The sequence below is a fragment of the [Scytonema hofmanni] UTEX 2349 genome, assembly GCF_000582685.1.
Lineage (GTDB): Bacteria > Cyanobacteriota > Cyanobacteriia > Cyanobacteriales > Nostocaceae > Hassallia > Hassallia hofmanni.
In genome coordinates this window covers 1,212,305-1,235,402 of the sequence record NZ_KK073768.1, presented here as the reverse complement: position 1 = coordinate 1,235,402, position 23,098 = coordinate 1,212,305, and the positions used below count along the sequence as shown (strand labels likewise).

The following is a 23,098-nucleotide window of genomic DNA, read 5'->3' as shown; positions in this document are numbered from 1 at the left end:
ATTAAATTCGGTCAATGTCTATTTGTCTGAGTTAGCGATCGCACTTCGGAGAATTATCAATGGCTTCTACTCAAGATATTCCGTTAATACGCGCAATTACTCGTGGGGATCTAAAGCTTGTGCAAGCCCTACTAACTCATGGTACGCTTGCTGATACGTGCGATCGCACTGGAACTACGCCGTTAATGTTTGCTGCTAATTTAGGTTACACCGAAATTGCGCGATCGCTTCTCGATGCGGGCGCGAGTATCAATTTACCGAGAAAACGCTATAGGTTGACTGCTTTAATGTTGGCAGCCAGTGCCAATCAAGTTGATATTGTTCAGCTTTTAATATCTAGAGGCGCTGATGTCAATGCCACGAACGAAGATGGCAGTACAGCTTTAATGGCAGCAGCTTTGAAAGGTTATGTCAATGTGGTGAAAGTCTTGCTTGCTGCCAATGCAGATGTGAATGTCAGAGATAAAGATGATGACACTGCTTTGAAAATGGCAGTTAAATACCGTCATTGCGATATTCTTAATAATTTACTACAAACAGGCGCAGATGTCAATACCCAAGATCAAGATGGTGAGACTTTGTTGATGCTAGCGGCAGACTTGGGACATTTGGAAGTTGTGCAAGCATTGTTGACAGGGGGGGCTGATGTGAATCGGCAAAATCAAGATGGGGGAACTGCACTATCAGCAGCTGCGGCAGCGGGACATAATGCGATCGCCTCAATTTTATTAGATCGTGGGGCTGATGTGAACACCCAAGATCAAGATGGTGAAACAGCTTTACATCTTGCGGCTGTTGAAGGCTATGGTGATGTGGTAGAAGTGTTACTTAGTCGTGGTGCGGATGTGCAGATAAAAAACCATCTGGGTGATACACCATTATTTGTTGCGGCGTTCCAGGGACATAGTAAAATTGTAGAGGCGCTGTTGCGGCAAGGTGCGGATGTAAATGGAAAATCAAGCGAAACGCCTTTGATACTAGCTGTATCGCAAGGACACGCTGAGACGGCGAAAGTATTGCTAGACTACGGTGCTGATGTTAATACTCAAGGCGATGATGGCAAAACGGTTTTGATTAAAGCAGCCGAACGCAATCAAATAAGTATAATGCAGCAACTGCTAGATAAAGGTGCAGATGTCAATTATATAGATTCAGCCGGAGCAACAGTTTTAATGTGGGCAGCATCGCGGGGTTATAACGAAGCTGTGCAGATGTTAATTAAAGCTGGGGCAGATGTGAATTTAAAAAATCAAGGTGGTTATACAGCTTTAGCGATCGCTGAGTTTAATGGTTATGAAGATGTGGTGCAAAGTTTGCGGGCAGCCGGCGCAGAAGAATGAAAAAAACTTGTAGAGACGCGATTCATCGCGTCTGTCAAGAATCACAATACCCCGTTATATAATGTCCGATATTGTAGAGACGTTCCGCCGGAACGTCTCTACGACGGTTGGAATGTTTTTATTGTTAATTAAACCGACATGATATTAAACCTTAGAAGCGTCGATTTAATAAATTGTATAAATCTTGCACAAACTGACATAATCGACCTTTCCAGGTAAGACGGGGAGTTAAATGGCGTTGTAGAATTGTCAGATTTTCTCGAATACTTGCTGTAGTGGGATGATTAGATCCTAAAAGGCGATCGCACATTGCCAAAGCTTCAATGTATATAGGTTCGGCATCGCTGTACCGCCCTTGGTTATCGTAGAGTGCTGCTAAATTGTTCTGTACTAGTAGTCTGGCAAGTCAACTTTGCAAAGTCCGATATCTGGGTATACCCGCCCCATTTTCTTACGTGCATCCGTAGTTTTAAAGCGCCAATTTACACTCGCCTTTCGATAATTGCGATCGCTTTCCCAGAGGGAGATTTCCTGGGATAACGGAATAGTTCTTTTGAATCACCCTATATGGAGATTTATACGGAGCTATTCCATATAACCCTCTTAAAAAGGGTGTTTATGAGGAAAATTTCGGTATAATACTGTTATTTGGGGGATTAAACATATGGGAACTCTACTTTGAGCAACGACGCTTTCGTAGGGTGGCGGATGCGTTACCTCGTCGTCCAAAGTTACTGACCTTAATCATTAATTCATTTAACTCGACAAGGAGAATATCTCTTATGAACATTTCACCATTTCTCAATAAAAAGCTCGCTCGACGTTTTAAAGGATACGACTTTGATGGCAATGGCTACGCCGAGAAAACAGATTTCGAGCAGGCTGTTGCCAGGATGTGCGAGGCATTTGGTCATAGACCTGATTCCCCAGCGCGACAGCGGTTATATGACCTCACCATGCAACTTTGGCAGCGTCTTGTCACCACTGCCGATACCAATGGAGATGGTCGTATCAGCGAAGCCGAATACAAGAATGCATTTGCCAACAGTATGCTTGTAACCCCTGAAAACTTTGAGCAAGGCTATCGTCCGTTTTGCGAGGCGGTTATGGACATCGTCGATGTCGATGGCGATGGTCGTCAAAGTGTAGAGGAATATGAACTTTGGATGCATACATTGATCAACGTGCCAAAGTCCGATACGCGTGTGGCTTTCCGCCTGATCGATAAGGATGGCAGCGGCTATATCACCACCGATGAAATGGTGGAGGCTATCCGCGAATACTACTTCAACGAAGACCCGGAATCGATTGGAAGCTTGTTGCTTGGTCCGCTTGATTCCTAAGTCCAGTCCTTGTCCTGTTTGTCGTTGTGGGCAATATCTCCTGGAGTGTGCAGGCGCTGTTACCAGGAAGTGCTTTGCACCTCTGCACTGGGCGTATTTAGAAGGAGTTTTCGCTCAAGCACCTGCATTGCTCAAAGCTTCTATGAAACCATTTCAGCCATACATTTGGTCAAAGCCTTTGGTCGAGGGCATCAACAGTATTTGACTGACCAAAGGTTCCATATGCTACTTTATCTCTAACTTTAATTTATTAACACACCACTTTTGTTATTTATTCCGTAAATAAGTTAAACTCTAGCGTCTGATTTGCTAACGCTCTTGCGCTAATTTAGCTTTAGCTTGTTGCCAAAGTGCTTCTAACTCATCCAAAGTGTAATCGGAAAGGGGACGGTTAGCAAACGCTTCCATTTTTTGTAACCGCTGAATAAATCGCTGATTTGTACCTTGTAAAGCTTCTGATGGATCAAGTTTATACCATCGCCCAAGTTGAATAATTGAAAATAGTAAATCGCCTAATTCCGCTTGTTGTTCTGCTGGTGTTTCCTGTTCTAAAGCTTGTTCAAATTCCGCTAACTCCTCATGAAACTTTGCCCAGACACCATCAATATTTTCCCACTCAAACCCAGCCGCAGCCGCTTTTTGAGAAATCTTCATTGCCGCTATCATTGGAGGAAGAGTCTTAGCGTAGCGACTGAGTTTAGAACTTAGCTTTTGGTTTTCTGGGGACGTTTCACCTTTTTCTTCAGCTTTGATTTGTTCCCAATTTTGCCGCACTTCATCAACACTTTCCACCGATACATCAGCAAATACATGGGGATGACGGCGAATTAACTTTTGGGAAATGCCTTGAGCGATTTCTTTCAGGGAAAATTGTTGATATTCGCTGGCAATTTGCGCTTGCAGTACTACTTGTAATAGTAAATCTCCCAGTTCTTCAGCGATCGCATTCTTATCCCCACTTTTAATTGCGTCTACCACTTCATAAGCTTCTTCTATCACATATGGTGTCAGCGTTTCGGGAGTTTGCACCAAATCCCACGGACAACCACCATCAGGCGATCGCAACTTTGCCACCACATCAATTAACTCTTGTAATGCCACCAAAGTATCATTCGTCATTTTCCCTTTGTCCCCCTTGTCTTCCTTGTCCCCCCTGTCTTCCTCGTTCCCCGACTTGTCGGTTTACGTTTCTTCATTTTCGCACGCGGCAGCAATGCTTGAACCCCTTGCTTTTGATAACGCTTGTATGCCGAACCGCCCCAATCGCTGAGAGAATGACTCATAGCACCGAGTTCCAGCCCGAAAAATAATGCTAGGAATTCGCTAGAGTAAGAAGAGAGCGATCGCCCGACATTTTCACTCATATCTTGCCAATTCAAACTTATATTTCCCAGCTTTGCCCCAACCAGCAAACCGAAAATTGACAAGATAAACAGCAAAGTCGTTAAATAAAGCACCCGCAGCGTTGTCCCAATTATCGGACCGTGAGAGAAAAAAGAACGATGCCGTAAACGTTTTTGATAAGGTAGCCAAATCCAGCGCAAGCAACCCCAGCGCTGAAATTGACGCGAGTAAATATCTAAATCGGGACCGAACATCAACCCACCGAACATAAACCCACCAGCAACCAATAAAGTCAAGTTGCCGTTGCGAGTTTGCCAGAAGGCGATCGCGACAACCATTGGTAAAGCCCATAAAGTAATGCGATCGTGCGTCCGTCCAGAGGGCATAGGGATTTTGGATTTTGAAAATTCGCAAAATATTTCTCAAAAATACTAGCGCGAATTGGAATAGTTTGCTATAGTTTATAAATGTGAGTCAAAATGGGCGGTTAGCTCAGTTGGTAGAGCGCCTGCCTTACAAGCAGGATGTCATCAGTTCGAGTCTGGTACTGCCCATTTTTAATTTTGGTTAAATGATAAAAAGCATCAAGGGTAACTTGATGCTTTTTTTGTATGATTACATGATTTTGGATTCGCATTAGACACTCTTTAGTGGAAATTAATTATGCCTTAACCGAAACCCTTGTAGAGACGTAGCAATGCTACGTCTCTATGCAGACACCACAAATAGCGGGAAAAAGTAATGCAAAACCTTTATGAAACCGACTTCTACGCTTGGACTCAAAAACAGGCTAACCTACTTCGTCATCAGCAATGGAATCAGCTTGACTTGTCGAATTTAATCGAGGAAATTGAATCTTTGGGTAAACAGCAACGTGCTGAATTGCGAAATTGTTGGAGTGTGTTAATTGCACATTTATTAAAATGGGAATATCAACTCGAAAAACGAAGTCGTAGTTGGTTAAATAGGATTCGCATACAGCGTCTTGATACTTTGGAATTACTTGCAGAAAATCCTAGTCTCAAACCTTACCTGCAAGAAGTTCTTCAGAAAGCTTATATCAAAGCAATTGTATTAGCTTCTGGAGAAACAAATCTACCTATGAAAACATTTCCCCAAGATTGTCCATACACAGTGGAGGATATATTAAGCGATACTCTTTCAGAGTCACTTCGTGAACGCTTTTTTCCAGGTTTACCCGCCACAGATGAGATGATGGAATAATGATATGAGAGAAAATTTATGAGTACAGCAGAAGATGCGCGACAATTTGCACCAGCAACTGAACGCAACCGTGAAGTTATCCTAGAAATACTTTTACAAGTTCTACCTGCAAGTGGTACTATTTTGGAAATAGCCAGCGGTACTGGGGAACATGCAGTATATTTTGCACCACACCTCAAACCTCGGAAATGGCTACCTTCTGATCCTAATCCGCGATCGCGAGCTAGTATTGCTGCCTGGACTGCACATTCACCATCTGATAATCTTTACCCACCTCTTGATTTAGATGCGAGTGCGTCAGTTTTGTCTATACCTGATGCCAGCGCAATTACAGCCATAGTCAACATCAATATGATTCACATTTCTGCTTGGGGAGCGTGCTTGGGATTAATGGCTCTTAGCGATCGCATTTTACCACCGGGCGGCATCCTTTATTTATATGGTCCCTTCAAACAAGGCGGAGAACATACCTCACCAAGTAATGCAGCTTTTGACAGTTCTTTACGCTCACAAAATCCAAACTGGGGTGTGCGTGACTTAGAGGACGTTGTAGAAGCGGCAAAAGCACGAAATCTTAACTTGATAAATACTTACCAAATGCCAGCAAATAATCTTTCCGTTGTCTTTGAACATGCTGAATAATGGAGGTTAGCGGACTCGAACCGCTGACATCCTGCTTGCAAAGCAGGCGCTCTACCAACTGAGCTAAACCCCCATAAAATGAAAAAAGGAAGTAAATCAAACTTCTATGACTTATTTTAACATATATTCTTTTTTTACGAAAGGGGGACGAAGAAACAAATGATATTAGTTGTAACATTCTATAAATTTGTCAGCTTGCCAGATTTTGCTGAAAAACAAAGTATTCTGCTGTCTTACTGTCAAGCACAAGAAGTTAAGGGGACAATTTTGCTAGCAAAAGAAGGCATTAACGGTACAATTGCGGGTTTGCGTGAGAACGTTGAGTCAGTTTTATCCTTTTTGCGTTTTGATCCGCGTTTAGCAGACTTAGAACATAAAGAATCTTATACTGACACACCGCCATTTGAGCGGATGAAAGTGCGCTTCAAGCCAGAAATTGTGACTTTGGGTTTGCCAGAAATTGACCCAAATCAGCAAGTAGGCACTTATGTTAGTCCTCAGGATTGGAATGAGCTAATTAGCGATCCAGAAGTCACGGTGATTGATACTCGCAACGATTATGAAGTAAATATCGGTACATTCCAGAAGGCACAAAATCCGCAAACTGAAATATTCCGGCAATTTCCCGATTATGTTCGCGACAACCTCGACCCCGGAAAACACAAAAAGGTGGCATTATTTTGTACTGGGGGAATTCGCTGCGAAAAAGCTTCTTCTTTCTTGCTTGCTCAAGGCTTTGAGCAAGTATACCATCTTAAAGGTGGCATTCTCAAGTATTTAGAAGAAGTTCCCACAGAAGAAAGCTTGTGGGAGGGGGAATGTTTTGTTTTTGATGAACGAGTTGCCGTTCGTCACGGGTTGGAACAAGTAACTTACGAAAGATGTCCCAACTGTGGAAATCCAATTTCTAACGAAGAGAAAACTTCCCCCAAATATGAATTAGGCATTTCTTGCTCACACTGTTTTGATAGCCTCACTGAGGATAAAAGATTACGGTTGCAGCAGAAGCTACGCCAGTTAGAATTAGCTAAAAAGAGGGCTGGGGAAGCTTTAACGCCAAAGTCAAACCATCAGCGATCGGCACAAGACTAAGAGTAATTCGGGAGTCTTGATGTAGCTTTTGATTTAGGGCGCGAATCATGTTGGTTCTGTTGTCTTGCACTTCGGGATCGGCGACGCGCCCTGACCATAGTACATTATCGATCGCTATCAATCCGCCCACACGCACTAATTGTAATGCTCGTTCATAATAGCCGTCATAGCTGCTTTTATCTGCATCAATGAAAGCAAAATCAAAGGTTTCGGCTTCTCCATTTGCCAGCAATCGATCTAAAGTATCCATTGCGGGAGCGATGTGCAAATCAATTTTATCAGCCACACCTGCTTGCTGCCAATAACGGCGTGCGATCGCAGTATACTCTTCACTAACATCACAAGCAACAACTTTACCGGATGGTGGTAACGCCAATGCAACTATTAGCGAACTGTATCCCGTAAATACCCCTACCTCTAAAGTTTTTTTTGCACCCATCAACTGCACCAGCAACGCCATAAACTGTCCCTGTTCGGGAGAAATTTGCATTTGTGAAAGTGGCTGCTGGTCTGTTTCGTGACGTAATTGCTGTAAAATTTCTGGCTCTCGCACAGATACTGACTGCAAGTAATCATAAATATGTTGTTCGAGACCTAAAGTTTGTTTTCCCATGTTTATGCGATCTCTTTTTCTTACACTTTAGCTCTCTTCCGTCTTTATGCACGCATTGGGATGCTGCACCCACAAATAAGCACTTAATCGGGTTGAAATGACCGAAAATAATTAAACAGTACTAGTTAAACCTTGAGGAGTAAATTTCTAATGTCCCGTTTGCTAACAGCGATCGCCCTTGCAATATTTCTGACCCTGACTGGTAGTTTAATATTTCCTACTGCTACTTGGGCTTCCCCAGTTGGCTTGGGAGTGACTGACGGTCATCTTACGGATTGTCCAGCTTCTCAAAACTGCGTTGTAAGTCTTGGTGCTGATGCCAAACATGCTATTGACCCGATTGAGTATCATGTAGACCGAAATAAAGCAAGAGAAATTTTACAAAAAGTTCTCACTGTTGTTCCCCGCACATCCGTTATAGAACAGACGGATAATTACATTCGTGCTACGAGCAAAAGCCGCATCTTTAAATTTATTGATGACGTAGAGTTTTATTTTCCTCCCAACGAAAACATAATTCATATGCGCTCGGCATCTCGCATTGGAGAGTCAGACCTCGGTGTCAACCGCAGACGGTTGGAGCAAATACGTTTAGCTTTGCGCGATTTAAACATTTGATTTTTCGGTTGAGTCTCTTAACGACGCTAGTTAAGATCGTTGTTATAGGACTCAAATATAAGTCCTATAACAACAAGCAGTTTTGTATAAATCATTCTTTTGTGGCTGCGTTTCTTGGAACGCAATTACGGGTTAGTGTTCGCTATTAACAGACCTTATTGCAACAGATAAAGTTTAATAGTTCAACATATGTAATAGACACTAAGAGTTAATCGACATGGCAGAAAATAACCAACTCGATATAAGCAATATTAGTCCTAAAGTGAGACAGTTGATTAAAATGTACGCCTATGTTAATAACTGTAACCAGTCTGAGATGTTGGAGCGCATAGTTCTGGAGTGGAACGCGCAACAAAGTGCTAGCGAACGACCTTCAGGAGACGAAGATGAATAACTTTTTTGTCTAAGTCCTTGGTGTATGTGTTATCCACGACAAATTAGAGCATTATTTGACACCCTCCCCAAGCATAATATAGAAGGCGATCGCCCTTCACACGCGCAAGCTTTCCTACCAAACGGTTTGAGAAGGCAGAAGTACGGGGAGCATCCCAATGCGTGCATAAAGACGCAAGAGAAAGATAATTCACGATGATTGATCGCGAATTATCTTTCTTCTTTTATTTCTTCCAAATTGGGATGCTCCCCAGTGAACTAGCAGTTTCTCGCTTTTGTTTAGAAATTCGCTTTCTATGCTTACCGATTGGGTAAACGTTAAACTTGATTTAGAACCAATGCAGTTTGTAGTCCTGCAATAACGTAGTGATACCAATTCTTTATGAGGCTGCGCTTAATAACCCGACGAGTAAACTCGCGGCTAAACGAACGAAGCCCACCTGCGTGGGCTAAATTAGGCGCATCTTCACACAGAAATGGTATGAGGACTTTAGTACTCATTTTATAAGAAAAGAACTTCAGTCCTTACTACGTAGCTTTACAGAAAAACTGTAATAATTTATGTAATAACTCTTAGCTTTTATTAAAACGAGATTCTTCCATTCATGATATATTTATGATTTATTTAAATTAACTTACTTATTTGATGATTTCTTAAGGATATAAAAGTAATGTAATCTTTGGTCATCAAGAAATGTTATTTAAAAAGAGTATTCTTTTCATTCTAACTACAGCAGCAATGCTAACTACATCAAGTATCGCAATGGCTGATTCATTAATTAGTAATGGTGGAGGTGGAGATTATAAATATCAACTTTGGCGAAGCACTGATAACACTCAATATTATCTAAAAATTTGGAGTCGCAAATCAGATCCAAATAGCGCACCTTTATATACTACTCGTAGCCATCCATCTAGTCGTGAAGCACTAGATTATTTCGATTGTAATTATGCCCACAAGTCCTTACCATCTTGTCCGCGCTAATCTATAGTAATTCTAAATAAGAACATTAAAGACAATAGACATAGATAGACGTGAAAAAGAATGTAGAGACGTAGCAGTGCTACGTCTGTTGGGGTTATGGATAACGCATTCTAATATCCCCGACAACTTACTTATGCGAAGTCGGGGTTATCGATAGCAGAAGTCCGCATTTCTCACTTTTAAAGAGAGAATTGCTACAGCAAAAAGATTATAAAGGTAGATGTAAGAATCTTGCATCTACCTTTATAATTATAAAAATAAATTTAGTAACAAACCGTTTATAAATCGATACATATGTTTGCGTATGTCAAAAAAGCATTGAGTATATGTAATTTTGTCAGAAATACGGCAGTATTTTGATAATTAAGAGACATTATTATCTAAAGTTAGATATGATTACTTTTTAAAATAAGTAAAATAACATACAAATCATTCGTCACTTTGGGGGTATGATGAGCCGTCCAATAATTCTTGGCATCGTTGGTGATAGTGCAGCAGGTAAGACAACACTGACTAAAGGAATAGCTCAGGTACTAGGAACGGAGAATGTCACGATCATCTGTACAGATGATTACCACCGTTACGATCGCACGCAACGAGCTGAACTCGGTATCACAGCTTTACATCCTGACTGCAACTATCTTGATATAATGCAGCATCACCTGTCTCAGTTGCGAATAGGACAGCCAATCCTCAAACCAATTTACAGCCACAAAACCGGCACCTTTGAACCACCAATATATATCAAACCTGGTAAATTCGTGATTATTGAGGGATTGCTTGGTTATTCAACTCGTGGCGCCAGAGATTCCTATGATGTAAAAGTTTACTTGGCACCTCCAGAATCCCTACGTGCTCAGTGGAAAGTCAAGCGGGATACGCAAAAGCGCGGCTACACTGAAGAACAAGTGTTGGCAGAATTAGAAAAGCGGGAACCAGATTCAGAGCAATTTATCCGTCCACAGCGGCAATGGTCTGATATAGTGATAAGCTTTTATCAACCGAGTGAAGATGACACTCAGGGAAATGGAAACTTGAATGTGCGGTTGGTGCTGCGTCCGACAATTCCCCATCCGGATTTTACTGAGATTATCAAATCCACCAATGGTAATTCTAACTCAGCGATTCGTTTAGGATTAGATCGAGATATGGGTAAACCTGTGGATGTTTTAGAAGTTGATGGTCATGCAACTTTGGAACAAGTTAATAAATTAGAGCAGCTCATTTGTTCTGACATGCCACACTTAAAAAGTATATGCGATCGCGAAAGCAATCCAGAGTTAGGTAAAGTATCTGGTACAACTGGTGAAACACTCCAAAGTTACCCGCTTGCTCTGACTCAGCTGCTGATTACTTACCATATGCTCAAAGCAACCCAAATTCACCAGTAATCAACACTTCTATATGAAGTTAATATTTCGATAACCAGAGAAAATTGACATCATCTTAAAGATTTTGTCAAATCCGGATGATTTGGAGAGGAAACAAGAGATAACTAGAGATAGGTTCATCTATCTCCAGTATATTCTCAATATGACCTACTGCCTCAGAGTTGCCGATATACCAACCAGTGAACGTCCCAGAGAGCGGTTGATGACACATGGAGCAAAAATTTTAGCCACAGCGGAGTTAATCGCAATTTTACTAGGCACCGGTCAAGGACCGGGAAAACTATCAGCGATCGGTTTGGGGCAATATATTCTACACGAATTGGCAAAATGCGATCGCGATCCTTTAGCAGTATTGCGAGACGTTACCCCCGCTGAGTTAATGCAAATACCTGGTGTTGGTCCTGCGAAGGCGACAACTATTTTAGCAGCTATTGAATTGGGTAAACGAGCTTTTCAATCTCGCCCTTTAGATCGTACACCAATTGATAGTCCACTTGCGGCGGCGGCAGCTTTGAGTCAAGATTTAATGTGGCAAAATCAAGAACGTTTTGCAGTACTTTTGTTAGATGTGAAGAATTGTTTGCTGGGGACGCAAGTTATTACCATCGGTAGTGCCACTGAAACTTTAGCACCTCCCCGCGAGATTTTTCGCGAAGTCATTCGTCATGGGGCAACACGAGTGATAGTAGCGCACAATCATCCTTCTGGTAGCGTTGAACCCAGTCAGGCTGATATCGACTTGACACGCCAGTTATTAGCCGGAGCGCAGTTTTTAGGCATTCCCTTGTTAGATCATCTCATATTAGGCGATGGTAATCACCAAAGTCTGCGGGAAAATACAGCTTTGTGGGACGACTATCCCCAGGGTGATTGATTTCGATGCGATCGCGCAAGATATAGTCGATAAGTTCAGATTCCCGACTTCGCAGAAGTCGGGAATCTTGTTTTTTAGAATAACGTTTATCAACTGAGCTACAGATTATTGTACATGCATAAATTATTATGCCTGTATCGTTTATTTTTACATATGTAATAGAAATCGACCGAATTTAATTATGCGTTGCCCGAAACCCTTGTAGAGACGAAGCATGTGGAACGTATGAATCGTCTTTTCTACCAGATGTCTAATCAATCGTTACCCTTTTTATCCTTAAAGTACATAACTTGATTTGCTTTATATCTATATCTGTATAAGAATGCATTTTAGTTAGCTTTAGGGAATCTCCCCAAAGAATACAGTTACTCACGAAATGCAAAATCTGTAACAAAACTCAACATCTCAAAGGAGAAAAAACATGTCTAAGAATACCAATGATTGGCTTGTTGATGATTCAAAAAAAGGAGGATTTTCTGGTACTCAAAAGAAATCCTTGCTTCCAAGTTATTTACAAAATCCCTTTTCCAGTGCATGGTCAAAATTGGCTAATTTGATTGATGCTACCCTAGACAGCAAACCAGAAACATCGGAAAATTCTCAACAAGAGCAACACGAATCAGATCCGATTAGAATAGACCAGTTCTATTCTCGCTTCACAGATCGGGTTGATCCTTCGCTCTACTACACCATATTCTCTCCCCACGACAGGTTGTAAAATTAACTAAGGCATCATACAGGGGGAAGCTTTCTTCGCTACCGTCGCTTCCCCGATTATTTCTTGTTATTTGCAAGTAAATATGTTATGGTTAAAAGTCTTGCTTGGGCGATTAGCACAGGGGTAGCGCACATCCTTCACACGGATGGGGTCACTGGTTCAAATCCAGTATCGCCCATTTATTTTGTCGAATAAGATATTCGATGTTAATCCTTGATGAAGCACACAATAGTTCCAATTAAAATTTTTCCAGGAGTTGGTACTCTTTCTGGTGTTAAATTCTGGCTCATTGCATTTGTTTACTAGTAGTGAGAAAATACACACATTCCAACGAGATTTATTTTTCCGAAATAAATCTCGTTGGAATGTGTGGAAACTGCTGGAAACATTTCAAATAAAAGAGGTTAATACAAGATGAAGAAACTTTGGCAATTACTCAAAGTTACTATGGTCTTTTTGTTTGCTTTCGTTATGTCATTTAACTTTGTCGTCGATCAAGCGATCGCAACAGGTCAATTTAGCCTAAGCTGTGACAAGAACAACATAGAGATTAATGGTTCAATCCTATCAACGAAGTGCCAAAAGAATAATGGCGATTTTCAGGAAACCTCCATCGATTTAAATCGATACATTGGCAACCTGGATGGAAAATTATCTTGGGGTGATCAGGACTTTTCTAAAACATGCAAGAATATTGGTGCAGCGCAGTTGCTTAGTACCAGACAACTAATACTTGTTGCTGAATGTCAACCAGCAGTGGGAGGAGATGTATATTCTCCATCAGAGATCGAGTTAGATGCTCACATCACCAACGCTGATGGCACTCTAAAATACGAATAGTTATCAGTCTTTTACAAAGTGGTTGTGTTGCAAAAATTGGATAAATACTATCATACAATTAGCATTTATAATAATTTTTGCAATACAACCTCAATGCTCTAAATATCTTCAACTTCCAGTTTAGCCATCGTCACCGCATCAAAAGCAAACGCGAAAACTAATGGCATTGGACATTTTAAAAAATAGCTAGAAACTACGGCAGCAATTGTTGTCACTACTGCTGAGATCGACAACCATCTTTCCTCGCAGGTTAATCCCTTTTGAGCTTTAATCACGTTTAAAACTTTGCGAGGGATTGGTTCCGGCATTACCGCTGTTGGTGGAAAAGCCCAGAAATTATTACACCGTTCAACAAATAAATCTGTCCAGCCATTTTCTTGACACCATTCTTCGATCCATTCAATTGAGTAATGTTTCATAATCAAAGTTGGGAATTTGGACTTAGGGAATTTCTGTAGAAGTTAAATATTAGTTACCTGAGTGTTTCTGCTCTGCCCACTAATCGCCCTGTCAATGAACGATTGTTATTAATGGTTAACTTTTGTTAAGCAGGTGAAACATTTCTTATATAACGTTCAAACTAAGCTTTTATTAATTACAAGACTAACAGTAATCTATAGCCTCTTGGCGTTAAAAGATAATAAACTTTACTTTTAACGCTAAACATAAAGAATTGTAAACATGGAGTGTGAGTAGTTACTTGTATAGTCATTTAAACTCAATGACAACAAGCTTTTCAAAGATATTTATAAATAAAGAATTGCAAATAAATCAGTGAGTGCTTATTTTTGTGATGAAAACCTCTAATCCTCTGCTCGTAAGACTTACGCAATAAAATTTTCGCGTCTAAAACGGGTTGCTGTGTAAAACCTTGCGCTTGTCTAATTGTGCCGCAGATGAACAATATTTATGACAGCAAACGCTTGATTATTATTATCGCTATTTGGTAATAACTTCCGCACATCATATTTGCGGCTATCAACCTTAACAAACTGTTACCGAAGGGAGGGGAAAAGGGGAAAGGAAAAAAGGGGAAAGGAAGAAATTATTTTAGATACGCATAAAATTTTTTCTTATATGACAGTTGCCTTTGTCATCGCCAAAAGCTAAAAGTTAAGCAAGAAAACACCAGGGACTTGCGGTAAGCTAAAATTTAAACCGTGGCGATCGCTCCTCAGCGAATCTTTGACAACACACAACCAGCAACCACTTATGTTTTGGCGGCAAAAATTAGCGTTAATTATCTTGATGATTGTATTTTGCTTGAATTGGGCAACACCAGCACTGGCAGACTGGACTCATCCATTGTCATTTAGCAATGCACAATTGACAAAACGGGATTTTTCTGGGCAAAGTTTGCAAGCGGCTGAATTTTCTAACGCCAATATGGAACTAACTAACTTTACTGCTGCTGACTTGCGAGGGGCAGTGATGAGCGCAAGCACGATGACACAAGCGAATCTGCATCAAGCAGACTTAAGCAATGCATTCGTCGATCAGGTAAACTTAACAGGGGCTGATTTGAGCGATGCTAACTTGACTGAAGCTCTTTTGCTTGGCTCTATCTTTACTAATGTAAATATCAAAGGTGCAGATTTCAGTGATGCGATTTTGGATAAAGTGCAAATAAGAGAACTATGTGCAAAAGCTAGTGGTGTAAATTCTCAAACTGGCGTAGAAACTCGTGATTCTTTAGGATGTTAACCTTGAAGCGTATTGGTGTGATTGGTGGTGGACAACTCGCCTGGATGATGGGAGGCGCTGCACAAAAGTTAGGATTAGAATTGGTGGTGCAGACTCCTAACAGAGAAGATCCGGCTGTAGCGATCGCATCTGATACAGTTTTAGCTGAAATTGATGATGCCACAGCCACCGCTGTTTTAGCAAAAAAATGCGATATCATCACCTTTGAAAACGAATTTGTTGACCTCGACGCTTTATCAATCCTGGCAGGTCAAGGCGTTTGTTTCCGCCCTAGTTTAGAAGCTTTAACTCCCCTTTTAGATAAATATCATCAACGCTGCTATTTACGCGACTTGGGTTTACCTGTCCCGGAATTTTTCGCCTTAGAGGGTCAAGATAACGAAAAAATCGCATCTAAGTTGGGTTTTCCCTTAGTTCTCAAATCCCGGCGCCACGGTTATGACGGTCAAGGTACTTTCATTATCAACGATTTTGCGACTTTAAAACCCAAGTTAGATTATAATATCACAGAAAGTGCATTTTTAATAGAAGAATTTATCCCTTTTGAACGAGAGCTAGCGATAATAGCAGCGCGTTCAGTCGATGGGGAGGTTGTAACCTACCCAGTGGTGGAAACTCAGCAAGAAGAACAAGTATGTCGTCGGGTAATTGCGCCGGCACAGATTACACCCAAACAAGCAACAGAAATAGAAGCGATCGCTCACACTATTCTAAATAGCCTGGAAGTAGTAGGCGTTTTTGGGATTGAGCTATTTCTCACCGCAGATGGAAAAGTGCTAGTAAATGAAATTGCTCCAAGAACGCACAATTCTGGGCATTTTACCCTTGATGCTTGCGAAACCTCGCAATTTGAGCAGCATTTGAGAGCCGTGTGTGGTTTTCCTTTGGGTAATCCGGTTTTACGCTGCGCTGCTGCTGTGATGGTTAACCTTTTGGGATATGAAAATTCTCACTTCGACTACCAAAAAAAGCGATCGCAGTTGTTGCAAATTCCAAGAGCGCATCTGCACTGGTACGGCAAAACTGAATCGCGTTTGGGGCGCAAATTAGGACACGTCACTGTTTTGGTAGATAATCAAAATGAAGCAATGAATGTTGCCCGCAGCATAGAATCTATCTGGTATCCAAATACCGCTAATTGATACGTGTTTGGCAAGAATCGGGTCAACCCCTTCGGGGAAGTCAAAAGTCAAAAGTCAAAAATCAAAAGTCATTTGGAATGGATTCTGTTTCTAATAGACATCTGTAGGACTTACGCACTCGTTACTAGAAAACAAAACTTTTTTTCGTAGCGAATCCTCTTAAAAAAACTCTGCGCTTACCTCCGCGTTCCTTTGCGTTAAAAATTGATTCAACTAAAGGCAAAATAGTTACATTCTTGCATCTACTCAAATTCCATATCATCTTATGAACGCTATTCCCACTTTACATAATTACATTAATGGTCAATGGTGTGCATCTACTGCTACAGAATACTTAGAAATTATCAACCCAGCGACAATAGAAATACTGGCTAAAGTCCCTTTTTCAACTGCATCTGAAGTCCATCAAGCTGCTGATGCGGCAGCAGAAGCATTTGTCACATGGAGACGTACTCCAGCGTCAGAACGGGTACAATATTTATTTAAATTGAAGAATCTGTTAGAAGAACATTTTGAGGATTTGGCGCAAACAATTACCTTAGAATGTGGTAAAACCTTGGCTGAATCTAAAGGTGAAATGCGTCGTGCAATTGAAAATGTCGAAGTTGCTTGCGGTATTCCGATGATGATGCAGGGAACTAATTTAGAAGATGTGGCAAAGGGTATTGATGAAATGATGATTCGGCAACCGTTAGGAGTTGCAGCGGTGATTTGTCCTTTCAATTTTCCGGGGATGATTCCATTTTGGTTTCTGCCCTATGCGATCGCTTGCGGCAATACCTACATTGTCAAGCCTTCGGAAAAAGTGCCGCTAACTATGCAAAAAATCTTTCAGCTTTTAGAAAAAACAGGTTTGCCCAAAGGTGTAATTAACTTGATCAACGGTGCGAAAGAAGCTGTAGACGCCATTTTAGATCATCCGAAAATTCGCGCAATTAGTTTTGTTGGTTCAACACCAATCGCTAAATATATTTATAGTCGGGGAGCGGCAAACGGAAAACGTCTCCAATGTCAAGGGGGTGCAAAAAATCCGATTATAGTCTTGCCGGATGCAGATATAGCAATGACTACCCGGATTGCGGCTGATAGTGCTTTTGGTTGTGCGGGACAACGTTGTTTAGCAGCTTCAATTGCAGTGACAGTAGGAGAAGCACGTCATACATTTACAGAAGCGATCGCCGAAACTGCAAGAAACCGCATTGTCGGTAATGGTTTAGATCAAGGTGTAGAAATGGGACCGGTGATTGATGTCCGCAGCAAAACGCGGATTGAAACTTTAATTGAAAAAGGAGCAAATGAAGGGGCAAAGTTATTAGTAGATGGTCGCAATCCTCAGATTACGGGCTATAAAAATGGTAACTTTATTCGTCCAACGATTCTGGAAAATGTAGATCCAGTTGGTGAAATTGCCCGCACCGAAATTTTTGGTCCCGTGCTGAGTTTAATTCACCTGAATAGTATTGATGAAGCGATCGCTTTAGTTAATAGCGGTCAATATGGTAACATGGCTTGTTTATTTACTACCAATGGTGCCGCAGCTCGTAAGTTCCGCTATGAGGCAGAAGCTGGTAATATTGGTATCAACATCGGTGTAGCCGCACCTATGGCATTCTTCCCCTTTAGCGGTTGGAAAGAAAGCTTTTTTGGTGACTTACACGGACAAAGTAATCACGCAGTCGAGTTTTTTACGCAAACGAAAGTAGTAGTTGAACGTTGGCGTGATGAATGGGCAAGGCAGTTTTAAAATAAGGATGATTTCTTGTCACAGAATAATATCATGACAGGCTGATCGCACATACTGTAGAGACGTTCCGGCGGAACGTCTCTACGACGATCGCAATGTTTTTATTACTCAATTGGTAAAAAAAATTGGTTAAGGATTCTGGAATCGGTATTTTCTGGTGCGTATTTACAAGAGCAAAAGCAATTATATAAATTATCTCCATGAAATATCTTACCCCAGAAATAATTAGAGCTATGACCCCTATGTTTATTGCAAGTGTGGGAGCGATCATTGGTGTTGCTGTTTTATTCTCACCAGGTATCAGTGATGCAAAAACGTCTGCGGGTTTTGGTCTTGCGGGAACAGCGATCGCAGGTGCCGCTGGACTTGCTCAAAGTAGCAAAAATGAGCCGGACTTTTCAGTGAAGAAGCGGGGGGACGACTTGGACATTGAAAGTCCAGGTTCTGAGTCTAGTGAAAGACATTAATTATTTTGGCACTCAAGTAGTGTGAAGTGTGTAGGCAAAAACTTGTTATACCAATTTAATATGAAGACCCATAGAAAGAACCCCACCCTAACCCTCCCCGCAAGCGGGGAGGGAACCGGATTTTCCCCTAAGAGCTTGCGCGGTGGGGTCTAATTCTATGCAGCTTCACAAATAATTGGTATTAAGGAATATGGATTTAATAAAATACAAAACCTCACCCCAACAAAGCTGTGCTTTGTCAAGCAGAATAGACATAGCAGTGGAAAACAATGTACAGACGTAGCACTGCTACGTCTAATCAAGGGTTGTGAACAACGCTATAATTCTTGCTTCTTTAGATGCTTTTACAAATTGGCTATATAGTGTTGCCAAATCAATTTATTACAAGGTTAAGGATGCGCTACACAGCTTATGGCAATCTGTTTGTAATTTTTTCAAGAAGTAATACATTCTTTCCTGGGAGATAGCTAATATGGCTTTAACCGATCATGAAAAAAAGCAAGTTCTTAATGCACTTGACGAGATAGATGACGCATTTAGGTTTGTAGTTTTAGCATCTCTTGATGCTTTCGCAAAGTGGTTAGCAAGCGTATTATATGGAATTTATGTCAAGGTTAAGAATACGCTCAATACATTTTGGAATTGGTTGTGTTCACAAGATCAATATAAAAAAATTATTAAATCAACTCAACCAATCACGAATCTTCAACAAAATTTTTATGAAACGGTTAGTGCTGTTGCTGGTAATGTAGAAGGCAATTTGATTTTACACCCCAACCTCAAGGTATTTAAGATTTTCAGGAAAACATAAATATAATGTCAAACAATTCTAAAAATTTTACTCAGAATTTTCATGGTTCTGCAACAAATGTTGCTGGTAACGTTGAAGGTGATTTTAACGTTAACCAAGCAAAAAATAATTTATCTGAAGCAGCAGCAGAAATACAACAGCTACTCAACCAACTATCCCAAACTTACCCCACCACCACAACTGCTGAGAAAATGATAGTAGCAAGCGTAGCGATTCAACGCATCGAAAATAATCATACCTTGCGCGATCGCATTCTCAGCGCCTTAAAAACTGGTGGTATTCAAGCATTAGGACAAATGCTCAATCATCCTGCCGCAACTTTTGCGATCGCAGCTTTGGAAGATTGGCAAAAAAGTAAAGACAGTAATACTCCTCATTAATTGTGGGGTTTTCTCTGACATTAGCCTACATTGCTGTGTGTAGGCAAGAACTCGTTAATTAGTATTTTCAAATCACAGTCGCGAATTTGAGCCAGTTTTATCAATGCTTCTGCACGTTGAGCATCTTGTTGTTCGACGCGATCAACGTATATTAGTAGCTCTTGATGCTCTGTATCTGTAATTACTCCAATTTCGTTTTGCTGACGCAGATAAGTCAATCTATCTTGTTCTTCGTCAGACAAACGGTGTTGAATAATTTGAAGCAAAGCGGCTTCGCTGACTTCTGGCTTTGATGCTTCTGATACCTGTAAAGCTTCGTGAGAAAGCGCTTCTAAAAATTCAACAGCCTTTACTAAAGATTCTCCTGGTAATTGTTCGAGTAAAGCGATCGCTCTTTTACGAATTTCTGTAGGTACAGCCATAGGAAACCTGACCAAGGAATGCTTCTAGCTTAGATTATAATCATCTTGCCCTACTTTCTACATAATCCATTTGGGATCTTGGTTAAGCAGAATGTGGATCTGAGAAAATGACGGTAGCGATCGCATTAACTCAACGCATCCAAAATAATCATACCCTGCGCGATCGCATTTTCAGCGGCTTAATAGAAACTACATTAATATTTGTTACTCGATGCATAGGCTTTGTTATTTTCTCAGTTGTGACTAATTCGGATACCCCAAGAGCTTTACAGCATTTCCGGCTGCTGTGAGGTACATACGTAAAACCTAAAATCTTATAGAGACGTAGCATTGCTACGTCTCTACATGTATTTCATGACAACGCAATCTGCTGTACTCTTGTCAGTATGCGTAATAATGTACTCCCCAAACTCTTATCAGGTGAAATCCGCATTAAAGAAGCGAAGAAGGTTGTAGCTACTGTATTATGAAACTGCCTAACCCAGAACGCGCTATCGTTGAAATAGATAAAATAGTAGGTTACTGTCTCAACCCAGAACATCCAGAAGGAAAACACAAAGCCCGTGTATTTAAATCTGCACTAGACTTAGATTTAAATAATGCGGAAGAATTAGAAGTAGCACTTTTACAAGCAGTAGCTAATTATGATGCCATCCCTGGTAAAAGCAATCCATATGGTCAAAAATATATCATCGATTTTCCCATGACTCGTTCAGATAAACAAGCAATTATTCAAAGCGTTTGGATAGTGCGGAATAACGAAGGTTTCCCCCGTCTAGTCACCTGTTATGTAATTTAAGCAGTTAGGTAATACCAATGAAATTATTAGATGTTGTCGCGCTAACGGAAGACTTATCAGAATTAGGATTATATCGCGGTCAAGTAGGAACAATTGTAGACCAATATGAACCTGAAGTTTTTGAAGTGGAATTTAGCAACTTAACAGGACAGGCTTATGCAATAGAAACCTTAAATGCTAGTCAGCTAATGATTTTATATCATCAGCCCATTGGTGAAACAACATTAGTATATAAAAGTAATATTTGATTTCTGAAAAAAAACTGCGAGATAATACGTATAGAGTCTAATAACCAACAATGCCAAATTAGCATCTAGAAATAGCGATCGCAGAAGAAGGAAGGGCAGATGCGTGGCGCGAAACCACATCCATGCGTAAAATTAAATTAGGATTTATTTCTATAAGTATGCAATCAGCTTAAAAAAATTATTCAGATTGCATAAATTTTATTTTACACAACCGAGGACAAAGCCATGACCATTATCACAATAGATGATGAACTAATTAATGAAATTATCGCAGTCAGTCACTATGAAAATCCACAGGAAGCGGTCATTAAAATATTATCCAATTACTTGCAGCAACAAAAAAAAGAACTGCCTTTATTTGAGCGACTACGTTTTATAGACGACGAATCTGCCGAAGATGATATCGCCTCGTTGTTTGAACGTGATAGAGACACAGGCAGAAATTTTGAACTATGACTTATCTAATAGACACCTGTGTAATGTCTGAGTTTGTTAAAAAAGCTCCCAACCCCCAAGTTAGTCAATGGTTTAATCAGCAACCGATTGAACAACTGTTTTTAAGTAGTATTACCATCGCTGAAATAAAAAAAGGGATTTATAAGATCCAAGACTCACAACCTGAACGATATGAAAAACTAAAAATATGGCTGCAAAAAGTAGAAATTGAATTTTCTTCTCATATTTTACCGATAAACGATGATATTTTAGATAATTGGGCAAAATTTTCTGCTTCTTCAGAATTGAAAGGTAAAAAATTAGCCATAATGGATAGTCTGATTGCCGCAACAGCACATCATCATAAATTAACTTTAGTTACCCGCAATGTTGATGATTTTAAACTGACACCAGTTAAAATTATGAATCCTTACCCTGCTTGAGTGAATTATGACCACCCAACCCGAAGCCGAACTAGAAGAATCCTTAATCGCCCAACTGCTGCGTTAGGCGATCGCATTCTCAGTGCCTTAAAAACTGGTGGTATCCAAGCATTAGGACAAATGCTCAATCATCCTTTCTCAACTTTTGCGATCGCAGCTTTGGAGGATTGGCAAAAAAGTAAGGACTGTTAAGCCAATAAATCAGCTTTTTACCTTAAACCTACAAAAATTTGCGCTTTTCGCTATTTCTTTGGCACTCAATTGATGTGAAATTCGTCACAGTACAGGTTGATTGACCAAACTGCATTTGTCACAAAGTTGACCTAAATGCAGGTTATTGAGGAGAAGAACGTGAAAACAGCAGTTATTGTCAAAACATTAATTACATCGTTTAGTTTACTAGCTTTAGTTGCCCCAGGTCGAGCATCCGCTCAAATCGTTCCTCAACCTTGGGTTTCTGTTGGTAGCCAAGAAGGTGATATAACTTATTCTGTCGGAGCGAGAGCTTTAAATTTCGGGGCTGAATTGGGATTTGGTCCCGACGGTTCTACTGGTGTAGACTTACTAAAGTTCATTTCTTTGCCAGTAATTTCACCCTATGTAGGAGTTGGATTATATTCAGAAGATAAAGGTGTTGCCGTTTCTGGAGGTGTTCAGGTAGGCGCCACGGATAATGTTTTTCTTGGTGCGGGTTACAATTCTGTTCGCGGGTTTAATGGACAATTGGGAGTAAGATTTTAGTTTTTCTCTGATTAGACATCTACAGAAACTAATTATGCGTTGCCCGAAACCCTTGTAGAGACGTAGCACTGCTAGGTCTCTACGTCTTTTCTACCAGATGTCTATCATAGATTTTCCCATGACTCGTTCAGATAAACAAGCAATTATTCAAAGCGTTTGGATAGTGCGGAATAATGAAGGTTTCCCCCGTCTAGTTACCTGTTAAACCACATCCACATTGAAAACCGTAGTTTTTTGTAATTAGGGTAAACCTCAGAACTCAAGGCACCACCGAATAATATCATGTCCGCCAAATTACCCACAATAAAAGAACCCCACCCCCAACCCCTCCCCGCCTGCGGGGAG

At 40.6% G+C, this 23,098-nt stretch carries 31 protein-coding genes, 3 tRNA genes and 1 pseudogene; 27 read left to right on the top strand and 8 right to left on the bottom strand.

The window, feature by feature from the left end:
* Window positions 1-59 precede the first annotated feature (59 nt).
* A complete protein-coding gene (locus tag TOL9009_RS0110580; RefSeq protein ID WP_029632776.1) occupies window positions 60-1,340 on the top strand; it encodes an ankyrin repeat domain-containing protein in 1,281 nt (426 codons plus the stop codon).
* A 151-nt stretch (window positions 1,341-1,491) separates the two neighbouring features.
* Here the strand turns inward: TOL9009_RS0110580 and TOL9009_RS43295 are convergent.
* A pseudogene (locus TOL9009_RS43295) lies at window positions 1,492-1,722 on the bottom strand (tetratricopeptide repeat protein); the annotation flags it as partial.
* A 400-nt stretch (window positions 1,723-2,122) separates the two neighbouring features.
* On the opposite strand from TOL9009_RS43295, the gene TOL9009_RS0110575 reads away from it, so the two are divergent.
* On the top strand, window positions 2,123-2,683 hold the full coding sequence (locus tag TOL9009_RS0110575; protein ID WP_029632775.1) for an EF-hand domain-containing protein: 561 nt from the start codon (window positions 2,123-2,125) through the stop codon (window positions 2,681-2,683).
* A 309-nt stretch (window positions 2,684-2,992) separates the two neighbouring features.
* On the opposite strand, the gene mazG is transcribed toward TOL9009_RS0110575, so the two are convergent.
* Both mazG and TOL9009_RS0110565 read right to left on the bottom strand, forming a co-directional pair.
* Entirely contained in the window at window positions 2,993-3,802 is an 810-nt protein-coding gene (gene mazG, locus TOL9009_RS0110570) for a nucleoside triphosphate pyrophosphohydrolase (RefSeq protein WP_029632774.1), read from the bottom strand.
* Window positions 3,799-4,413: a metal-binding protein gene (locus tag TOL9009_RS0110565; protein WP_029632773.1), complete on the bottom strand. Its 615-nt coding sequence runs from the start codon at window positions 4,411-4,413 to the stop codon at window positions 3,799-3,801. The genes mazG and TOL9009_RS0110565 overlap by 4 nt, the downstream gene beginning before the upstream one ends.
* A gap of 95 nt (window positions 4,414-4,508) precedes the next feature.
* Here TOL9009_RS0110565 and TOL9009_RS0110560 point away from each other — a divergent pair.
* From TOL9009_RS0110560 to TOL9009_RS0110550, 3 genes are all read left to right on the top strand, one after another.
* A tRNA-Val gene (locus TOL9009_RS0110560) sits at window positions 4,509-4,581 on the top strand.
* A 187-nt stretch (window positions 4,582-4,768) separates the two neighbouring features.
* Window positions 4,769-5,251 carry a DUF29 domain-containing protein gene (locus TOL9009_RS38815; RefSeq protein ID WP_051502863.1) on the top strand — a complete coding sequence of 161 codons (483 nt, stop codon included), beginning with the start codon at window positions 4,769-4,771 and terminating at the stop codon, window positions 5,249-5,251.
* An 18-nt stretch (window positions 5,252-5,269) separates the two neighbouring features.
* Complete coding sequence (locus TOL9009_RS0110550; RefSeq protein WP_029632772.1) at window positions 5,270-5,893, top strand: DUF938 domain-containing protein; 624 nt, start codon at window positions 5,270-5,272, stop codon at window positions 5,891-5,893.
* Here the strand turns inward: TOL9009_RS0110550 and TOL9009_RS0110545 are convergent.
* Window positions 5,894-5,966 (bottom strand) — tRNA-Ala (locus TOL9009_RS0110545). It lies immediately after the preceding gene.
* An 86-nt stretch (window positions 5,967-6,052) separates the two neighbouring features.
* Between TOL9009_RS0110545 and trhO the strand changes: the two genes are divergently transcribed.
* Window positions 6,053-6,985, top strand: coding sequence for an oxygen-dependent tRNA uridine(34) hydroxylase TrhO (gene trhO / locus TOL9009_RS0110540; RefSeq protein WP_029632771.1), 933 nt, complete (start codon window positions 6,053-6,055; stop codon window positions 6,983-6,985).
* Here trhO and TOL9009_RS0110535 read toward each other — a convergent pair.
* Entirely contained in the window at window positions 6,921-7,598 is a 678-nt protein-coding gene (locus TOL9009_RS0110535) for a class I SAM-dependent methyltransferase (protein ID WP_029632770.1), read from the bottom strand. The two genes, trhO and TOL9009_RS0110535, sit on opposite strands and share 65 nt — an antisense overlap.
* 150 nt (window positions 7,599-7,748) lie before the next feature.
* Between TOL9009_RS0110535 and TOL9009_RS0110530 the strand changes: the two genes are divergently transcribed.
* Both TOL9009_RS0110530 and TOL9009_RS44430 read left to right on the top strand, forming a co-directional pair.
* Window positions 7,749-8,216: a DUF1499 domain-containing protein gene (locus TOL9009_RS0110530; RefSeq protein WP_029632769.1), complete on the top strand. Its 468-nt coding sequence runs from the start codon at window positions 7,749-7,751 to the stop codon at window positions 8,214-8,216.
* Between the two features lie 217 nt (window positions 8,217-8,433).
* The gene (locus tag TOL9009_RS44430; RefSeq protein WP_199341264.1) at window positions 8,434-8,610 is read left to right on the top strand and encodes a hypothetical protein; all 177 of its coding nucleotides are present in this window, start codon (window positions 8,434-8,436) and stop codon (window positions 8,608-8,610) included.
* Between the two features lie 317 nt (window positions 8,611-8,927).
* Here the strand turns inward: TOL9009_RS44430 and TOL9009_RS45445 are convergent, their stop codons facing one another.
* Window positions 8,928-9,110, bottom strand: a complete 183-nt coding sequence (locus TOL9009_RS45445) for a hypothetical protein (protein ID WP_144238200.1) — start codon at window positions 9,108-9,110, stop codon at window positions 8,928-8,930.
* Between the two features lie 238 nt (window positions 9,111-9,348).
* On the opposite strand from TOL9009_RS45445, the gene TOL9009_RS0110520 reads away from it, so the two are divergent.
* The 6 genes from TOL9009_RS0110520 to TOL9009_RS0110495 all read left to right on the top strand — a co-directional run bounded on the left by TOL9009_RS0110520 (window position 9,349) and on the right by TOL9009_RS0110495 (window position 13,417).
* Window positions 9,349-9,594: a hypothetical protein gene (locus TOL9009_RS0110520; protein ID WP_260675875.1), complete on the top strand. Its 246-nt coding sequence runs from the start codon at window positions 9,349-9,351 to the stop codon at window positions 9,592-9,594.
* Window positions 9,595-10,046: 452 nt separating this feature from the next.
* Window positions 10,047-10,985, top strand: a complete 939-nt coding sequence (locus TOL9009_RS0110515; RefSeq protein WP_029632766.1) for a phosphoribulokinase — start codon at window positions 10,047-10,049, stop codon at window positions 10,983-10,985.
* Between the two features lie 142 nt (window positions 10,986-11,127).
* Window positions 11,128-11,859 (top strand): RadC family protein, encoded by a 732-nt coding sequence (gene radC, locus TOL9009_RS0110510; RefSeq protein WP_029632765.1) that lies wholly within the window; start codon window positions 11,128-11,130, stop codon window positions 11,857-11,859.
* Window positions 11,860-12,280: 421 nt separating this feature from the next.
* Window positions 12,281-12,577, top strand: coding sequence for a hypothetical protein (locus TOL9009_RS0110505; RefSeq protein ID WP_029632764.1), 297 nt, complete (start codon window positions 12,281-12,283; stop codon window positions 12,575-12,577).
* A 106-nt stretch (window positions 12,578-12,683) separates the two neighbouring features.
* Window positions 12,684-12,755 (top strand) — tRNA-Val (locus TOL9009_RS0110500).
* A gap of 236 nt (window positions 12,756-12,991) precedes the next feature.
* The gene (locus TOL9009_RS0110495) at window positions 12,992-13,417 is read left to right on the top strand and encodes a mannose-binding lectin (RefSeq protein ID WP_029632763.1); all 426 of its coding nucleotides are present in this window, start codon (window positions 12,992-12,994) and stop codon (window positions 13,415-13,417) included.
* 98 nt (window positions 13,418-13,515) lie between these two features.
* On the opposite strand, the gene TOL9009_RS0110490 is transcribed toward TOL9009_RS0110495, so the two are convergent.
* Window positions 13,516-13,836 (bottom strand): slr1957 family protein, encoded by a 321-nt coding sequence (locus TOL9009_RS0110490; RefSeq protein ID WP_029632762.1) that lies wholly within the window; start codon window positions 13,834-13,836, stop codon window positions 13,516-13,518.
* Between the two features lie 793 nt (window positions 13,837-14,629).
* On the opposite strand from TOL9009_RS0110490, the gene TOL9009_RS0110485 reads away from it, so the two are divergent.
* From TOL9009_RS0110485 to TOL9009_RS0110460, 6 genes are all read left to right on the top strand, one after another.
* A complete protein-coding gene (locus tag TOL9009_RS0110485; RefSeq protein WP_029632761.1) occupies window positions 14,630-15,121 on the top strand; it encodes a pentapeptide repeat-containing protein in 492 nt (163 codons plus the stop codon).
* Window positions 15,122-15,123: 2 nt separating this feature from the next.
* A complete protein-coding gene (locus tag TOL9009_RS0110480; RefSeq protein WP_029632760.1) occupies window positions 15,124-16,263 on the top strand; it encodes a 5-(carboxyamino)imidazole ribonucleotide synthase in 1,140 nt (379 codons plus the stop codon).
* A 265-nt stretch (window positions 16,264-16,528) separates the two neighbouring features.
* Window positions 16,529-18,007, top strand: a complete 1,479-nt coding sequence (locus TOL9009_RS0110475; protein ID WP_029632759.1) for a CoA-acylating methylmalonate-semialdehyde dehydrogenase — start codon at window positions 16,529-16,531, stop codon at window positions 18,005-18,007.
* 242 nt (window positions 18,008-18,249) lie between these two features.
* Window positions 18,250-18,474, top strand: a complete 225-nt coding sequence (locus TOL9009_RS0110470; RefSeq protein WP_242055139.1) for a hypothetical protein — start codon at window positions 18,250-18,252, stop codon at window positions 18,472-18,474.
* Between the two features lie 472 nt (window positions 18,475-18,946).
* Complete coding sequence (locus tag TOL9009_RS42555) at window positions 18,947-19,285, top strand: hypothetical protein (protein ID WP_063628684.1); 339 nt, start codon at window positions 18,947-18,949, stop codon at window positions 19,283-19,285.
* A gap of 5 nt (window positions 19,286-19,290) precedes the next feature.
* The gene (locus TOL9009_RS0110460; protein WP_029632757.1) at window positions 19,291-19,665 is read left to right on the top strand and encodes a hypothetical protein; all 375 of its coding nucleotides are present in this window, start codon (window positions 19,291-19,293) and stop codon (window positions 19,663-19,665) included.
* Between the two features lie 20 nt (window positions 19,666-19,685).
* Here TOL9009_RS0110460 and TOL9009_RS0110455 read toward each other — a convergent pair whose 3' ends face one another.
* On the bottom strand, window positions 19,686-20,087 hold the full coding sequence (locus TOL9009_RS0110455; protein WP_029632756.1) for a hypothetical protein: 402 nt from the start codon (window positions 20,085-20,087) through the stop codon (window positions 19,686-19,688).
* A gap of 107 nt (window positions 20,088-20,194) precedes the next feature.
* Between TOL9009_RS0110455 and TOL9009_RS47135 the strand changes: the two genes are divergently transcribed.
* From TOL9009_RS47135 to TOL9009_RS0110420, 7 genes are all read left to right on the top strand, one after another.
* Window positions 20,195-20,377, top strand: coding sequence for a hypothetical protein (locus TOL9009_RS47135; RefSeq protein WP_029632755.1), 183 nt, complete (start codon window positions 20,195-20,197; stop codon window positions 20,375-20,377).
* A 176-nt stretch (window positions 20,378-20,553) separates the two neighbouring features.
* Window positions 20,554-20,886, top strand: a complete 333-nt coding sequence (locus TOL9009_RS0110445) for a DUF6883 domain-containing protein (RefSeq protein ID WP_029632754.1) — start codon at window positions 20,554-20,556, stop codon at window positions 20,884-20,886.
* Between the two features lie 17 nt (window positions 20,887-20,903).
* Window positions 20,904-21,134, top strand: coding sequence for a DUF4926 domain-containing protein (locus TOL9009_RS0110440; protein WP_029632753.1), 231 nt, complete (start codon window positions 20,904-20,906; stop codon window positions 21,132-21,134).
* A gap of 225 nt (window positions 21,135-21,359) precedes the next feature.
* Window positions 21,360-21,590 (top strand): type II toxin-antitoxin system VapB family antitoxin, encoded by a 231-nt coding sequence (locus TOL9009_RS0110435; RefSeq protein ID WP_015197919.1) that lies wholly within the window; start codon window positions 21,360-21,362, stop codon window positions 21,588-21,590.
* Window positions 21,587-22,012 carry a type II toxin-antitoxin system VapC family toxin gene (locus tag TOL9009_RS0110430; RefSeq protein WP_029632752.1) on the top strand — a complete coding sequence of 142 codons (426 nt, stop codon included), beginning with the start codon at window positions 21,587-21,589 and terminating at the stop codon, window positions 22,010-22,012. The genes TOL9009_RS0110435 and TOL9009_RS0110430 overlap by 4 nt, the downstream gene beginning before the upstream one ends.
* Window positions 22,013-22,204 carry a hypothetical protein gene (locus TOL9009_RS0110425; protein WP_029632751.1) on the top strand — a complete coding sequence of 64 codons (192 nt, stop codon included), beginning with the start codon at window positions 22,013-22,015 and terminating at the stop codon, window positions 22,202-22,204.
* A 159-nt stretch (window positions 22,205-22,363) separates the two neighbouring features.
* Window positions 22,364-22,753 carry a hypothetical protein gene (locus TOL9009_RS0110420; protein WP_029632750.1) on the top strand — a complete coding sequence of 130 codons (390 nt, stop codon included), beginning with the start codon at window positions 22,364-22,366 and terminating at the stop codon, window positions 22,751-22,753.
* Window positions 22,754-23,098 lie beyond the last annotated feature (345 nt).

Coding starts and splice junctions, on each gene's coding strand:
- TOL9009_RS0110580 (WP_029632776.1), top strand. CDS start 60: ATGGCTTCTACTCAAGATATTCCGTTAATACGCGCAATTACTCGTGGG.
- TOL9009_RS0110575 (WP_029632775.1), top strand. CDS start 2,123: ATGAACATTTCACCATTTCTCAATAAAAAGCTCGCTCGACGTTTTAAA.
- mazG (WP_029632774.1), bottom strand. CDS start 3,802: ATGACGAATGATACTTTGGTGGCATTACAAGAGTTAATTGATGTGGTG.
- TOL9009_RS0110565 (WP_029632773.1), bottom strand. CDS start 4,413: ATGCCCTCTGGACGGACGCACGATCGCATTACTTTATGGGCTTTACCA.
- TOL9009_RS38815 (WP_051502863.1), top strand. CDS start 4,769: ATGCAAAACCTTTATGAAACCGACTTCTACGCTTGGACTCAAAAACAG.
- TOL9009_RS0110550 (WP_029632772.1), top strand. CDS start 5,270: ATGAGTACAGCAGAAGATGCGCGACAATTTGCACCAGCAACTGAACGC.
- trhO (WP_029632771.1), top strand. CDS start 6,053: ATGATATTAGTTGTAACATTCTATAAATTTGTCAGCTTGCCAGATTTT.
- TOL9009_RS0110535 (WP_029632770.1), bottom strand. CDS start 7,598: ATGGGAAAACAAACTTTAGGTCTCGAACAACATATTTATGATTACTTG.
- TOL9009_RS0110530 (WP_029632769.1), top strand. CDS start 7,749: ATGTCCCGTTTGCTAACAGCGATCGCCCTTGCAATATTTCTGACCCTG.
- TOL9009_RS44430 (WP_199341264.1), top strand. CDS start 8,434: ATGGCAGAAAATAACCAACTCGATATAAGCAATATTAGTCCTAAAGTG.
- TOL9009_RS45445 (WP_144238200.1), bottom strand. CDS start 9,110: ATGAGTACTAAAGTCCTCATACCATTTCTGTGTGAAGATGCGCCTAAT.
- TOL9009_RS0110520 (WP_260675875.1), top strand. CDS start 9,349: ATGCTAACTACATCAAGTATCGCAATGGCTGATTCATTAATTAGTAAT.
- TOL9009_RS0110515 (WP_029632766.1), top strand. CDS start 10,047: ATGAGCCGTCCAATAATTCTTGGCATCGTTGGTGATAGTGCAGCAGGT.
- radC (WP_029632765.1), top strand. CDS start 11,128: ATGACCTACTGCCTCAGAGTTGCCGATATACCAACCAGTGAACGTCCC.
- TOL9009_RS0110505 (WP_029632764.1), top strand. CDS start 12,281: ATGTCTAAGAATACCAATGATTGGCTTGTTGATGATTCAAAAAAAGGA.
- TOL9009_RS0110495 (WP_029632763.1), top strand. CDS start 12,992: ATGAAGAAACTTTGGCAATTACTCAAAGTTACTATGGTCTTTTTGTTT.
- TOL9009_RS0110490 (WP_029632762.1), bottom strand. CDS start 13,836: ATGAAACATTACTCAATTGAATGGATCGAAGAATGGTGTCAAGAAAAT.
- TOL9009_RS0110485 (WP_029632761.1), top strand. CDS start 14,630: ATGTTTTGGCGGCAAAAATTAGCGTTAATTATCTTGATGATTGTATTT.
- TOL9009_RS0110475 (WP_029632759.1), top strand. CDS start 16,529: ATGAACGCTATTCCCACTTTACATAATTACATTAATGGTCAATGGTGT.
- TOL9009_RS0110470 (WP_242055139.1), top strand. CDS start 18,250: ATGTTTATTGCAAGTGTGGGAGCGATCATTGGTGTTGCTGTTTTATTC.
- TOL9009_RS42555 (WP_063628684.1), top strand. CDS start 18,947: ATGGCTTTAACCGATCATGAAAAAAAGCAAGTTCTTAATGCACTTGAC.
- TOL9009_RS0110460 (WP_029632757.1), top strand. CDS start 19,291: ATGTCAAACAATTCTAAAAATTTTACTCAGAATTTTCATGGTTCTGCA.
- TOL9009_RS0110455 (WP_029632756.1), bottom strand. CDS start 20,087: ATGGCTGTACCTACAGAAATTCGTAAAAGAGCGATCGCTTTACTCGAA.
- TOL9009_RS47135 (WP_029632755.1), top strand. CDS start 20,195: ATGACGGTAGCGATCGCATTAACTCAACGCATCCAAAATAATCATACC.
- TOL9009_RS0110445 (WP_029632754.1), top strand. CDS start 20,554: ATGAAACTGCCTAACCCAGAACGCGCTATCGTTGAAATAGATAAAATA.
- TOL9009_RS0110440 (WP_029632753.1), top strand. CDS start 20,904: ATGAAATTATTAGATGTTGTCGCGCTAACGGAAGACTTATCAGAATTA.
- TOL9009_RS0110435 (WP_015197919.1), top strand. CDS start 21,360: ATGACCATTATCACAATAGATGATGAACTAATTAATGAAATTATCGCA.
- TOL9009_RS0110430 (WP_029632752.1), top strand. CDS start 21,587: ATGACTTATCTAATAGACACCTGTGTAATGTCTGAGTTTGTTAAAAAA.